The 13,084-nt window shown below is 38.8% G+C and carries 8 protein-coding genes; 5 read left to right on the top strand and 3 right to left on the bottom strand.

The window, feature by feature from the left end:
- Positions 1–71 precede the first annotated feature (71 nt).
- The 4 genes from ACU5DF_RS14335 (at position 72) to ACU5DF_RS14320 (ending at position 6,813) form a co-directional block, all read left to right on the top strand.
- A complete protein-coding gene (locus tag ACU5DF_RS14335; protein WP_446713360.1) occupies positions 72–3,476 on the top strand; it encodes a helix-turn-helix domain-containing protein in 3,405 nt (1,134 codons plus the stop codon).
- 592 nt (positions 3,477–4,068) lie between these two features.
- A complete protein-coding gene (locus tag ACU5DF_RS14330) occupies positions 4,069–4,296 on the top strand; it encodes a FeoA family protein (protein ID WP_045101569.1) in 228 nt (75 codons plus the stop codon).
- Between the two features lies 1 nt (position 4,297).
- Positions 4,298–6,574 (top strand): Fe(2+) transporter permease subunit FeoB, encoded by a 2,277-nt coding sequence (feoB, locus tag ACU5DF_RS14325; protein WP_446713359.1) that lies wholly within the window; start codon positions 4,298–4,300, stop codon positions 6,572–6,574.
- Positions 6,571–6,813, top strand: a complete 243-nt coding sequence (locus tag ACU5DF_RS14320; protein ID WP_446713358.1) for a FeoC-like transcriptional regulator — start codon at positions 6,571–6,573, stop codon at positions 6,811–6,813. Before feoB ends, ACU5DF_RS14320 begins: the two co-directional genes overlap by 4 nt.
- Positions 6,814–6,977: 164 nt before the next feature.
- Here ACU5DF_RS14320 and pta read toward each other — a convergent pair whose 3' ends face one another.
- Complete coding sequence (gene pta / locus ACU5DF_RS14315; RefSeq protein WP_446713357.1) at positions 6,978–9,149, bottom strand: phosphate acetyltransferase; 2,172 nt, start codon at positions 9,147–9,149, stop codon at positions 6,978–6,980.
- Between the two features lie 101 nt (positions 9,150–9,250).
- The gene (locus ACU5DF_RS14310) at positions 9,251–10,447 is read right to left on the bottom strand and encodes an acetate kinase (RefSeq protein ID WP_446703461.1); all 1,197 of its coding nucleotides are present in this window, start codon (positions 10,445–10,447) and stop codon (positions 9,251–9,253) included.
- A 319-nt stretch (positions 10,448–10,766) separates the two neighbouring features.
- Here ACU5DF_RS14310 and yfbV point away from each other — a divergent pair, with 319 nt between their 5' ends.
- Positions 10,767–11,216, top strand: a complete 450-nt coding sequence (yfbV, locus tag ACU5DF_RS14305; protein WP_045101574.1) for a terminus macrodomain insulation protein YfbV — start codon at positions 10,767–10,769, stop codon at positions 11,214–11,216.
- Between the two features lie 113 nt (positions 11,217–11,329).
- Here the strand turns inward: yfbV and argS are convergent, their stop codons facing one another.
- Positions 11,330–13,063, bottom strand: a complete 1,734-nt coding sequence (argS, locus tag ACU5DF_RS14300; RefSeq protein WP_446713356.1) for an arginine--tRNA ligase — start codon at positions 13,061–13,063, stop codon at positions 11,330–11,332.
- Positions 13,064–13,084: the final 21 nt, after the last annotated feature.

The following is a 13,084-nucleotide window of genomic DNA, read 5'->3' as shown; positions in this document are numbered from 1 at the left end:
CTTGATTGCTATATTGAACGACTTTTTCTATTATATTCTTCCTTTTCCTTCTTCTATCATAAGGCAAGTAGATGTTTTTATTAAGAATGCTTATTTTGAGTATTTCTCTCTTGTTTTCTACTTACTCTTTTTCTCTTTCTGATAATACAATCTTTTACCCAATGTCTATTCATACAGATGGCCAATATATCACGGCTCAACAACTGTTTTTACGTGATGATGGTGCCTTATGGATGTATGACGTTTACGGGCAAGTACATTTATTTGATGGGCAGAATATTTTTACTTTAGGTGAACGAAGTAATAAAGAGTCCCCCAGAAGAGTCGCTTTTGTAGATAATAAATTTTGGTTTATTAAGAATAACAAACTTAAATCGTGGTCTGAAAGCGCAGGTTTTAATATTGTACTAGATTTACCAGAAATCGATGATTTACAAGTATTAAACCAACAAGACGGCACCTTGTGGGGCTATAACGATAATCATTTTTTTATTTATGATACTAAAAAAATGACGTTTATAACTTCAAATATAAATGAAGCAAATACGGGAGCAATCCTTGATGAAATTACAATTACGGGTGCTGTTTATGCCAAAGAGCGATGGATAGTATCAACGTCAGAAGGCATCTTTGAATTTGATCCAATAAGTAAAACCTATGCGCCTTTATATCTAGGGTACTATATTGATGCTATTTTTTACTCAAAGAAAACTAACCAAATAATTCTAGGTACTCATGGCAGTATTTGGCTAGCTAAAATTCAAAATAATGAGATAGATATACAGCATAAAATCATAAGTGATTTATTACTCTCTTTTACAGAAACAGACCGTTTTTTTTGGTTTGGAACAGCCAGTGGATTATACAAATGGAATACGCTTAGTCATCAACTTGATCGATTTGAATCTGTTGTAAGAGATGATTATTCTTTAGAAGGGGATAAGATCTATGCTCTATTATCCGATAACAATAATGGAGTTTGGATAGCAACTGATAACGGTGTAAGTTATTACTCAGATAGTACCCGCTTGTTTACACGAATAAGGCATAAAGAAGCAAATGGAAACTTAAATGTAGACAAGGTAAACGCAGTATTACAGAGTTCAAATGACTCATCGTGGTTTGGTGCGCCTGAAGGTTTATTTTTAATTCCAATGTCGAATAAAAAAAAATCGATAAAAAAAATACTTCCTTATTATGTCAATGATCTTTCCTATGATGAAGAATTTATTTGGGTAGGAACAACGACAGGAATTTATCAAGTTGAAAGTGACTCTTTTGTAGTACGTATCCCTGAGGAGCTTAAAGGGTTAGAAGGCGAGAACATAGAGCACTTGTTAATGGATTCTACAGGTATTCTTTGGTTTTCGAGTAAAGAGGGCTTATTCCATTATAATACGAATACAAACAGATTAATGACTTTGGGGTATTCGTGGGCATTAGAGAAGAAATACTCAACCACGATAACGCATATTTATGAAAATAAAAATGGTCAAATATCAATAGGAACAAATACTGGATTATACCGCTATGCTAATGGAGCTTTAACTTTTGATTATGCCTATATTCGTACTGGTAGTGTTCTAGACATGGTAGATACAGAATATGGTAACTCTTGGATTGTCAGTAATTATGGATTACAAATAAGTAATTCAAAAGGAGAGAGATCGGACGTCATGTTATCAGCTAACTATATAACGCCTCATTGCGTGTTATCTAGCAACAATGGTGTTTGGCTTTCATCAAGTAAAGGGCTTTCTTTATATACTCATTCAGGAAGATTAACGAAGCATTTTGGAAGTCAGAGAGGTTTAATCAATAATGAATTATTACCGGATTTATGCTCAATATCTTCTAATGGAACAATGATGTTTGTTAGTAAAGATGGGATTTTTTTTGTAAATGAACAAGATCTTGTAGAGTATCAAATACCCAAACCGCGTGCTGTTTTAGGGCAGGTCAGAATTGATCACAAGGCCGTTAGTTATGGAGGAAAGCAAGAGCTTGAAAGCTTAGTTCCTTATGGTTCGAGTATTTCGTTTCTATTTGGGATACTTCCTGAGTTTCAAAATAAATCATTATCATATCAATTATTAGGTTCTAGTGATGAGTCATGGCAAGACTTTGATGGTAGCCTACTTATATTTGATTCTTTAAAATCAGGAAAATATGTTTTAAGAATTAACCCACGTAATGATGGACAACGAACGAGTTATGTTACGGAGTTTTCATTTCATGTTGAGATCCCTTGGTTCTTTGCTCCGTGGTTTATATTTACGTTATTTTGTATTGGGCTATTAAGTATTATTGGCATTTATTCTTGGCGCTCAAAAGAAATTAAAAAAAGTAATGAGAATCTAAGAAAGAGTGTAGATATAAAAACTAAGCAGTTAAGCCATCAAGGTAAGGCTCTAATCTCAAGTAACCGTCAATTACAGAAACTCTTAACAGTAAGGCAGCATGTTATCTCGGAGATGGCAGAGCAAGCACTTCAACCAATTAAAGATATTCAAAATGACTTACATAAAAAAGGCTCATTAACTAACTTAGCTCTAGCAAACCAATGTGAATATAGCTTGAAGTTATTACGCCAACTGAGTCATATAGAGCCTTTAATGATGCTTCAACAAAGCAAACGTATGAATCAATTATTATCTCCTTTATTAAGAGCTGCAATTAAAGGTTGGGAAGAAGAATACCATTTTAAAGGCGTTAATCTTTGCTTAGATGACCATTCTGTAGGTTGTTCTATTTTTGTCCAGCCGATCTTGATTGATGCGATATTTAATAATGTATTATTTAATTTATTAAAAAGAAGTGACCTTGGAGAGCAGGTTACGATCTGCATTGAAAATAATGAACAACGAATAAGTATCCGTTTTCTTAGTCAGGGTTCTTGCATTACAGCAGAAGAGCTTGAAGAATTAAAAAGAGTTGATCTATCTAGAATAATTGAAGTAATAAATCAAGCGCTTGGGTTATCTTCCGTTAAACAGTTAACTGTGCAAAATGGAGGACACTTTGAAATTACAAAAAATATTATTGGTGCAAATGAACTCCTACTTTCATGGCCTATTGCTATTGATTCCTTTAGTAGTGAGTTATCAGGTGTAAAGCTAGAGAATAAAGATACAGACGATCTTCAACGCCATCAAGACTGGTTAATTCGTGTTTATGAAATAGTGGAAGAGAACTACCGTAGCCCTAAGTTTGGCACGAGTGCCGCAGCAAAAGCATTGTTTGTTTCAGAACGAAATCTTCAAAGAAGGTTTAAACAATTAACTCAGCGATCGTTTATGGAATATTTAATTGAAGTTAAATTAGAAAAAGCGTGTGAGTTATTAATTTCTGGTTGCAAGGTTGCAGATGCGGCATTTGAATCAGGATTTAATGATCCTTCTTATTTCAGTAAACGATTTAAGCGTCACTATGGATTATCTCCAACTCAATTTGTCAGTGAGAATGAAGAGAGTTAAATGATTTGTATCAATTCGTTCTACTATTTATCTACTTATTTTTCTGATCAAGTCGATTATGGCTATCTATATTGGTAATTGATAGTAAGTTGAGGGGAAGTAAGAAAAAAAGATCGTGACGTAGTCGGGGGGACTACGCCACGGGTACCAAAGGCACCTTCGCTTGCTGCCGAAGTAATAAGATTTCTCTTATTACCTCTATTAGAATAAAAGTTTAAGAGGTCTCCCTCTCGATGAAATAACTATACATTTCCTTTCTTTTTTTACATATCAAAATAACGACAATTAATAGGTACAAAAGCGACAAAGATAAGATTTCAATATTAAGTTATTGTTTTTATATGCTTTATTCTTATGTGTCGCTTTTGTTTTATCAGGTTTATATTTTGACGTTATTTGCATTTGCACTTAATTAACGTAATTGACGTGATTGTGGAAGCAAAGTCTCATAACCATATTTCCGTTGTGAAATATCTATTTATAGGATTTTTGTCAATTTACTGACAAAAATTGATTTAGCGCAAGATAAATGTAAGCGTAAGTTATAGAATGAAACGAAATAATAATGATTCTCACTATCGTGGAGCTTGAGATGAAACTAACGCAATTAGACAGCGGAAAAAAAGCCGTAGTAACAGATATGTCTTTATTACCAACAGACACAAGAAAGAAGCTAATGGTAATGGGAATGCTACCGCATACGGAAATCTCTATTTTGCGTAAAGCTCCAATGGGTGATCCATTACAAATTAGCGTAAGAGGTACTTCTCTGGCTATTCGTAAAAATCTAGCAGAACAAATTACAGTTAAGGAATTATAGAATGCAGTATCAAGTATTAACTGTAGGTAACCCAAACAGCGGTAAAACAACTTTATTTAATGGTCTAACCGGTGCTAAGCAGCAAGTAGGTAACTGGGCTGGTGTTACGGTTGAAAAGAAAACAGGTAAATATACTTGTTCAGGTGATGAGTTTTTACTAACAGATTTACCTGGTATTTATGCACTAGACAGTGGTAATGATGTTAATAGCCTTGATGAAACTATCGCTTCGAGAGCCGTTTTAACACATGACGCCGACGTTATTATTAATGTGGTAGATGCATCTTGTTTAGAGCGTAGCTTATATATGACGTTACAGCTGCGTGAATTGGGTCGTCCAATGATCGTTGTTCTGAATAAAATGGATGTATTAAAGCGTCAGCGACAAGTTCTTGATATCAAAGGTTTAGAGAAAAAATTAGGTTGTCCTGTACTTGCGCTTTCTGCAAACAACAATGGCCAAGTTCATAAGTTTAAAGAAAAACTACATAAATCTATTGCTCAAGGCATCAAAATGACTTCGCTTGAGTTAGCGTATGGCGATCAAGTTGAGGAGGCAATAGAAGAAGCTTCATCATTGTTTACAAATGATTACGCATCAAGTCGTTCACTGGCAATTCGAGCATTAGAAAATGATGCATTAGTATTGAATGCATTAGAAGCAGAAAAAAGAAATGCAGTAGTTAATATCGCTAATGTATTAACGACGAAAGTAGAAGCTGATTTTCATATTGCGGATTGTCGATACACATTTTTACATCAGTTATGTCAAGAATTACGTCGTCAGGAAGGTGGGCTAAGCCATAGTGTCAGTGAAAAAATTGACCGTATTATTTTAAATAAATGGATTGGTATTCCTTTCTTTTTCTTTGTCATGTATCTGATGTTTATGTTTTCTATTAATATCGGTGGTGCATTTATCGACTTTTTCGATATTGGTGTTGGCGCGGTATTAGTTGATGGAAGCCATTATCTATTAGATGGTCATTTACCTGTTTGGTTGGTAACTTTGATTGCGGATGGTGTTGGTGGTGGTATTCAAACGGTTGCAACATTTATTCCAGTGATTGGTTGTTTATACCTATTTCTTTCTTTACTTGAAAGTTCAGGTTATATGGCTCGAGCAGCATTTGTACTTGATAAAGTGATGCAAAAGATTGGGCTACCAGGTAAAGCGTTTGTTCCTTTGGTTCTAGGCTTTGGTTGTAACGTTCCCGCTATCATGGCGACTCGTACGCTAGAACAAGAGCGTGAACGTAAACTGGCAGCATCAATGGCTCCATTTATGTCATGTGGTGCACGTCTTCCTGTTTATGCTTTGTTTGCTGCAGCTTTCTTCCCTGAAAATGGCCAAAACGTGGTATTTGGTTTGTATTTCTTAGGTATTTTAGCTGCTGTATTTACAGGCTTATTGCTAAAACACACTATTTATCCGGGTCGTAGTGATACGTTTATCATGGAAATTCCAGATTATGAATTTCCAACAATGCGCAATATCATGATCAAAACTTGGCAGAAACTTAAGCGTTTTGTTCTTGGTGCAGGTAAAACAATTGTCGTTGTCGTGACTATTTTAAGCTTCTTTAATTCGTTAGGTATGGATGGCTCATTTGGTAATGAAGACAGTGAAAATTCTGTATTATCAAAAGCGGCTCAAATTGTTACTCCAGTATTAGCGCCAATTGGTATTCAAGAAGATAACTGGCCAGCAACAGTGGGTATTATTACCGGTATTTTTGCAAAAGAAGCCGTTGTTGGTACATTAAACAGTTTATATTCTGATCCTGCTGATGAAGGTGCTGAGTTTGATTTAATGGCAAGTCTTGAAGAAGCGGTGATGTCTATTCCTGACAACTTATCAGGCTTAAGTTATTCAGATCCATTAGGGGTAGAAGTTGGGGATCTAACAGATGCAAATGCTGTCGCTGAAGACCAAGGTGTTGCTGATTCAATCTTTGGTAATTTGCAGGCTCATTTTGTAACTAGTGCAAGTGCAATGTCTTACTTAATCTTTATCTTGCTATATACGCCATGTGTTGCTGCAATGGGGGCATATATGCGTGAGTTTGGTCGTCAGTACTCTTACTTTATTGCAGGCTGGACGATGTTATTAGCTTATGTGTCGTCAACGCTGTATTACCAAATTGCGAATTTTTCTAATGCACCAATGACAAGCAGCATGTGGATTGCAATTTCGTTAATCGCAATGGCAGTGACTTACCTTGCCTTGAAACACAAGAGCAAAGAAGTAGAACAACAAGAGGTTGCTTTAGTATGATCTTAACAGAGCTTAAACAGTACATTGATGAACAAGGTCGAGTTGAACGTATTACTTTAGCTAAGAAGTTCAGTATGAGTGAAGATGGTGTCGATGCAATGCTTGAGCTCTGGGTCAAAAAAGCTAAATTAACTCGTGAGCTTATTGGTTGTGACAAGACTCAGTGTTGCCAAGAGGCTGAACGTGTCTGGTATCGCCCTGTATACAAAGATGAGTTAATGACGACTTACATACGATAGTAGCCTAGTTTCATTAGCGTGATAAATAAAACGAGAGCCAATTGGTTCTCGTTTTTTTGTTTCTAAAACCTAGTCCCTGCTTTATAAGCACAAAAAAAGACACGCAATTTGCATCGCGTGTCTTTCTATTTTCGTTAACTAAACTCTATTGCTAGAGCATTAAATTAGTTAATTACTTTTTCAGCTTTCTCTGCTTCTTCAGCTTGAGATGCTTGGATAGCCGTTAGAGCTACTGTGTAAACGATATCGTCCACTAGAGCGCCACGAGACAAGTCATTTACTGGCTTGCGCATACCTTGAAGCATTGGACCGATAGATACTAGGTCAGCAGAACGTTGAACGGCTTTGTATGTTGTGTTACCAGTGTTTAGGTCTGGGAAGACAAATACAGTCGCTTTACCCGCAACAGGAGAGTTAGGTGCTTTAGAAGCAGCTACGTTTTCCATGATTGCAGCATCGTACTGTAGAGGACCGTCGATCATTAGATCAGGACGTTTTGCTTGAGCAAGTTTTGTTGCTTCACGTACTTTATCAACGTCTGCGCCTTTACCAGATTCACCAGTAGAGTAAGAGATCATTGCAACGCGAGGGTCGATACCAAATGCCGCTGCAGAGTCAGCAGATTGGATAGCGATTTCAGCAAGTTGCTCAGCTGTTGGATCAGGGTTGATCGCACAGTCACCGTATACAAGAACTTGATCAGGCAGAAGCATGAAGAAGATTGAAGATACGATAGAAGCATCAGGAGCTGTTTTGATGATTTGGAATGGAGGAACGATAGTGTTTGCTGTGGTATGAACCGCACCAGAAACAAGACCGTCAACTTCACCCGCTTCAAGCATCATAGTACCAAGGAATACTGAATCTTGTAGTTTCTCACGAGCTACAACTTCAGTCATGCCTTTCGCGCCACGTAACTCAACTAAACGAGCAACGTAGTTTTCACGTACAGCAGCAGAATCGATGATCTCAACGCCAGCGCCAAGTTCAACACCTTGTTGTGCTGCAACACGACGGATTTCTTCAGGGTTACCAAGAAGAACACAAGTCGCGATACCACGTTCAGCACAGATAGCCGCAGCTTTAACTGTACGAGGCTCATCACCTTCAGGAAGAACGATGCGTTTAGCCGCTTTACGAGCAAATTCAGTTAACTGGTAACGGAATGCTGGTGGGCTTAGACGACGGATGCCTTCAGTACCTTCAGATAGTGAATCAATCCAAGGACCATCAATGTGGCTAGCAACGTGTTCGTTAACAAACTCAATACGCTCTTTATCATCTGCAGGAACTTCAAGGCTGAAGCTTTGTAGATTTAGAGAAGTCTGCCAAGTGTTACCTTGAGCCGTGAAGATTGGAAGACCAGCATCTAGTGCAGGCTTACAAAGATCAGCGATTGATTTAGGGATCTCGTAACCACCAGTTAGTAAGATTGCACCGATTTCAACGCCGTTCATTGCAGCAAGACATGCAGCAACAATAACGTCAGGGCGGTCAGCAGAAGTTACTAATAGAGAACCTGGTTTGAAGTGCTCAATCATGTGCGGTAAAGAACGTGCACAGAAAGTGATGCTCTTAATACGACGAGTTGCGATTTCGCCTTCGTTGATGATTTCAGCATTAAGGTGCTTAGCCATATCGATAGCACGCGTAGCGATTAGATCGATTTTCCAAGGCACACAACCAAGAACACGAATAGGACTAGAGTTGAAGATTTGCATTACTTCAAGGTTAGTCTTAGACGTAGCATCTGCATCATCAAAGATTTCAGATAGGTCTGGACGAGTACGACCAGCTTCATCAACAGGTGCATTTAGCTTGTTGATAATAACGCCAGCGATTTGTTTGTTCTTAGTGCCGCCGAAGTTAGAACATGCTACTTCGATACGCTCTTTAAGTTGAGAAGGATTATCTGTACCAGGAGTAGCTACAAACACAATCTCAGCGCCCAGAGTTTTTGCGATTTCACCATTTAATTGGTTAGCAAATGGGTGCTTACGAGTAGGAACAAGACCTTCAATCAGCGTCACATCAGTACCTTCACTGATAGACTTATAACGAGCAACGATTTCTTCTAAAAGAACATCAGTTTGATCGTTACGTAGAAGTTCTTCTGCACGAGAAACTGTTGTAGGTTCTGCTGCTTTAATATCACTACTGCTAGTCACAATTGAAGTAGTTAGATCAGGTTGATCACCACCGTGACGAGGTTGAGAGATAGGTTTGTAAAAAGAAACGCTTACGCCTTTACGTTCCATAGAACGTAAAACACCCAAACTTGCGCTAGTTAGACCAACACCAGCACTGATTGGAACAAGCATAATAGTACGAGACATGGAAGATTCCTCTACACTATTGGGGCAAGAGACCTTATTGAAAAAATAAAGCCATAGAAAGAAAAAAGGCTAACCTAATGGCTAGCCTTTTAGGAGATATATTATAGACCAGTTAATTTAGCTGTGTCTTCTGCGATTACTAGCTCTTCGTTAGTAGAGATAACCATTGCAGGGATGCGGCTGTTTGCTGTAGTGATAGTACCTTCGCCACCGAAACGCGCTTTAAGGTTAGCTTCGCCATCAACTTCGATACCGAAGATACCTAGACGGTTAAGAACCATTTCACGGATTGGAGCAGAGTTTTCACCGATGCCGCCAGTGAAAGTGATTGCGTCTAGACGACCTTCTAGAGTTGCTGTGTAACCTGCAACGTATTTAGCTAGACGGTGACAGAATACATCCATTGCACGAGTTGCTTCTTCTTTCTCGCCGTAGTTGTCTTCAACGAAACGACAGTCAGAAGTCACTTGAGTTAGACCTTGTAGGCCAGACTCTTTAGTTAGCATGTTGTTGATTTGCTCAACAGAGTAACCTAGTGCGTCATGTAGGTGGAAAATGATCGCAGGATCGATATCGCCACAACGAGTACCCATTACTAGACCTTCAAGAGGAGTAAGACCCATAGAAGTATCTACAGATTCGCCGTTCTTGATAGCACATACAGATGCGCCGTTACCTAGGTGACAGTTGATGATGTTAACTTCTTCAACTGGCTTGTTTAATAGACCAGCAACTTCACGAGTGATGAACAGGTGAGAAGTACCGTGCATGCCGTAACGACGGATACCGTGATCTGTGTATAGGTTGTATGGTAGAGCGTATAGGTAAGACTCTGCAGGCATTGTTTGGTGGAAAGCAGTGTCAAATACAGCAACGTTTTGAAGCTCTGGGAAGTTTGCTTTAGCAGCTTCGATACCGATGATGTGAGCAGGGTTATGAAGAGGTGCAAAAGTTGCAGCGTCTTGAATGCCTTTCAGTACTTCATCAGTGATAAGTGCTGATGCTGTAAATTGCTCACCACCGTGTACGATACGGTGACCGATAGCGCCTAGGTTAGCTTTAAGCTCTGGCTTAGAAGCAAGAATAGTTTCTACCATAAATGATAGAGCTTCTACGTGTGCAGCGCCTGCACCTAGTTGTGCTTCGTGCTTGCCATCAAGTTTCCACTTCATACGAGCTTCAGGAAGACCAAGACACTCAGCAAGACCAGTTAAGTGCTCTGCACCAGATTCTGCGTCAACAACCGCAAATTTAAGAGAAGAACTACCGCAGTTTAAAACTAAAACCAGCTTAGACATGTATAAATACCTATTTATTCATCAGTAATAAAGTTATGTCGTAAATGACATAACAATGGCAAATATAGTTTAATTTAAAAAATTATGACCACATTTGCATAAAAAAGTTGGCTATCCTTAGAAAGAGCATTACAGCAGTCCTTGCCGATTTATCCTTTTTTAGCTTATAGTAGAACTACAGCAAAAAATAAATCAGCGCATAGGATAACGATTGTGCGCTAAGATAACAAAAATATTTTAAGTTAATATTAATTCTAATCAAGTTTATTCTCTGTTTTTTTGAATAATTAAACTTTTGTTTAGAAATTAAGGGGGCAATATGAGTGAAAACGGTTTTCTATTCCGATTTCGAGACGGTCAGACTTACATGGATGTTTGGCCTGAGCGAAAAGAGTTAGCTCCAATGTTCCCAGAGCAACGAGTGATTAAAGCCACTAAGTTTGCAGTTAAGGTTATGCCTGCGGTTGCCGTAATCAGTGTGTTGACACAAATGGCTTTTAATAACACGGCAGGTTTACCTCAAGCTATTATTATTGCGTTATTCGCATTAAGTATGCCATTGCAAGGATTTTGGTGGTTAGGTAATCGAGCAAATACAGTATTACCGCCAGCATTAGCAAGTTGGTATCGAGAGTTATACCAGAAAATTATTGAATCAGGGGCTGCATTAGAGCCAATGAAGAGCCAACCTCGTTATAAAGAACTGGCGAACATTTTAAATAAAGCGTTTAAGCAGTTGGATAAATCTGCATTAGAGCGTTGGTTTTAATAATTTGTAACACAAATTCGACCTAATAAAAAAGGAGCTAAAATTAGCTCCTTTTTTGATCTTCGCTTATCACTACTCTGCATAAATAAGTATTCAGAGTAGTGACATAGGAATTACATACGCTCTAGCGTTTCAATGCCTAATAGGTCTAGACCTTGCTTGATTGTCTTAGCGGTTAATGCAGCTAGTTTTAGGCGGCTTTGCTTAACAGTTTCGTCTTCATTGTTAAGAATAGGGCACGCTTCGTAGAAGCTAGAGAATTGACCCGCAAGTTCGAATAGATAAGCACACATTAAGTGAGGTTGACCTTCACTTGCTACTGCTTGAACCGCTTCTTCAAATTGCATCAATTTAGAAACAAGCGCTTTTTCTTTTTCGTCAGTGATCTTAATTTCGCCAGTCAGTTCATCCATAGACAAACCAGCTTTGCTGAAGATAGAAGCAACACGAGTGTAAGCATATTGCATATAAGGCGCAGTGTTGCCCTCAAATGCAAGCATGTTGTCCCAGTCAAAGATGTAATCTGTAGTACGGTGCTTAGAAAGGTCAGAGTACTTAACCGCAGCCATTGCAACCGTAGTCGCAATCTTCGCTTTTTCTTCAGCAGATAGATCTTTGTTTTTCTCTTCGATTAACGCTGTTGCACGTTGTTCTGCTTCATCAAGAAGATCAGCCAGACGAACCGTACCACCAGCACGAGTTTTAAATGGACGGCCATCTTTACCTAGCATCATACCAAACGCGTGGTGTTCTAAAGATACGCTTTCAGGAACATATCCTGCTTTACGAACGATAGTCCACGCTTGCATTAGATGTTGGTGTTGACGTGAATCGATGAAGTAAAGAACACGATCAGCATTCAGTTCTTCGAAACGGTATTTAGCACAAGCGATATCCGTTGTTGTATAAAGGAAGCCACCGTCACGCTTTTGAACGATAACGCCCATAGGTTCGCCATCTTTGTTCTTATATTCGTCAAGGTAAACTACTTGAGCACCATCACTCTCAACCGCTAGACCTTGTTTTTGAAGATCAGCAACGATTGGAGCAAGCATGCTGTTATACATACTTTCGCCCATTACGTTATCACGAGTAAGTGACACGTTTAGACGATCATAGTTGCGTTGGTTTTGAACCATAGTAACGTCAACAAGCTTCTTCCACATCTCTGCACAGAACTCATCACCGCCTTGAAGTTTAACAACGTAACCACGTGCAGTTACTGCAAACTCTTCATCTTCGTCATACAGTTTTTTAGATTCACGGTAGAAGCCTTCAAGATCAGACAGTTCCATAGAAACTTCGCCTTTCTCTTTTTGGATGCGCTCAAGGTTTGCGATAAGCATACCAAATTGAGTACCCCAGTCACCGATGTGGTTAGCACGAGTCACGTTGTGACCTAAAAACTCAAGAGTACGAACAACAGCATCACCGATGATAGTTGAACGTAAGTGACCCACGTGCATCTCTTTTGCAACGTTTGGTGCAGAGTAATCGGCAACGATGTTTTGTTGTTGTTCTTTAGCAACACCTAAGCGCTCGTCAGCTAATGCTGCTTCAGCTTGTTTTGCTAGAAATTCTTCAGACAAGAAAATATTGATAAAGCCAGGGCCTGCAATTTCAGTTTTGCTAGCGATGCCATCAAGATCTAAAACATCCAGTACTTTCTGAGCAAATTCTCGTGGGTTTGTACCTAGTCGTTTAGCTACGCCCATTACGCCGTTAGCTTGGTAGTCACCAAATTGAGCTTTTGCAGATTGACGAACTGCGGCAGGGCTGCCTGCTGGCGCGCCGGCTGCTTCTAAGGCTTGAGATACTTTGTCGTTAATAAGTGATTGAATATTCAAAGAGTTATCCTTCATATCGCT

The sequence above is a fragment of the Aliivibrio wodanis genome (genome assembly GCF_052920805.1).
The sequence above is the reverse complement of the archived record's forward strand: the minus strand, read 5'-3'. Positions and strand labels throughout refer to the sequence as shown.

Excerpts from the sequence above, each read along its gene's own strand:
- yfbV (WP_045101574.1), top strand. The coding sequence starts at position 10,767 with ATGAGTGAAAACGGTTTTCTATTCCGATTTCGAGACGGTCAGACTTAC.
- feoB (WP_446713359.1), top strand. The coding sequence starts at position 4,298 with ATGCAGTATCAAGTATTAACTGTAGGTAACCCAAACAGCGGTAAAACA.
- ACU5DF_RS14320 (WP_446713358.1), top strand. The coding sequence starts at position 6,571 with ATGATCTTAACAGAGCTTAAACAGTACATTGATGAACAAGGTCGAGTT.
- ACU5DF_RS14330 (WP_045101569.1), top strand. The coding sequence starts at position 4,069 with ATGAAACTAACGCAATTAGACAGCGGAAAAAAAGCCGTAGTAACAGAT.
- ACU5DF_RS14310 (WP_446703461.1), bottom strand. The coding sequence starts at position 10,447 with ATGTCTAAGCTGGTTTTAGTTTTAAACTGCGGTAGTTCTTCTCTTAAA.
- pta (WP_446713357.1), bottom strand. The coding sequence starts at position 9,149 with ATGTCTCGTACTATTATGCTTGTTCCAATCAGTGCTGGTGTTGGTCTA.
- ACU5DF_RS14335 (WP_446713360.1), top strand. The coding sequence starts at position 72 with ATGTTTTTATTAAGAATGCTTATTTTGAGTATTTCTCTCTTGTTTTCT.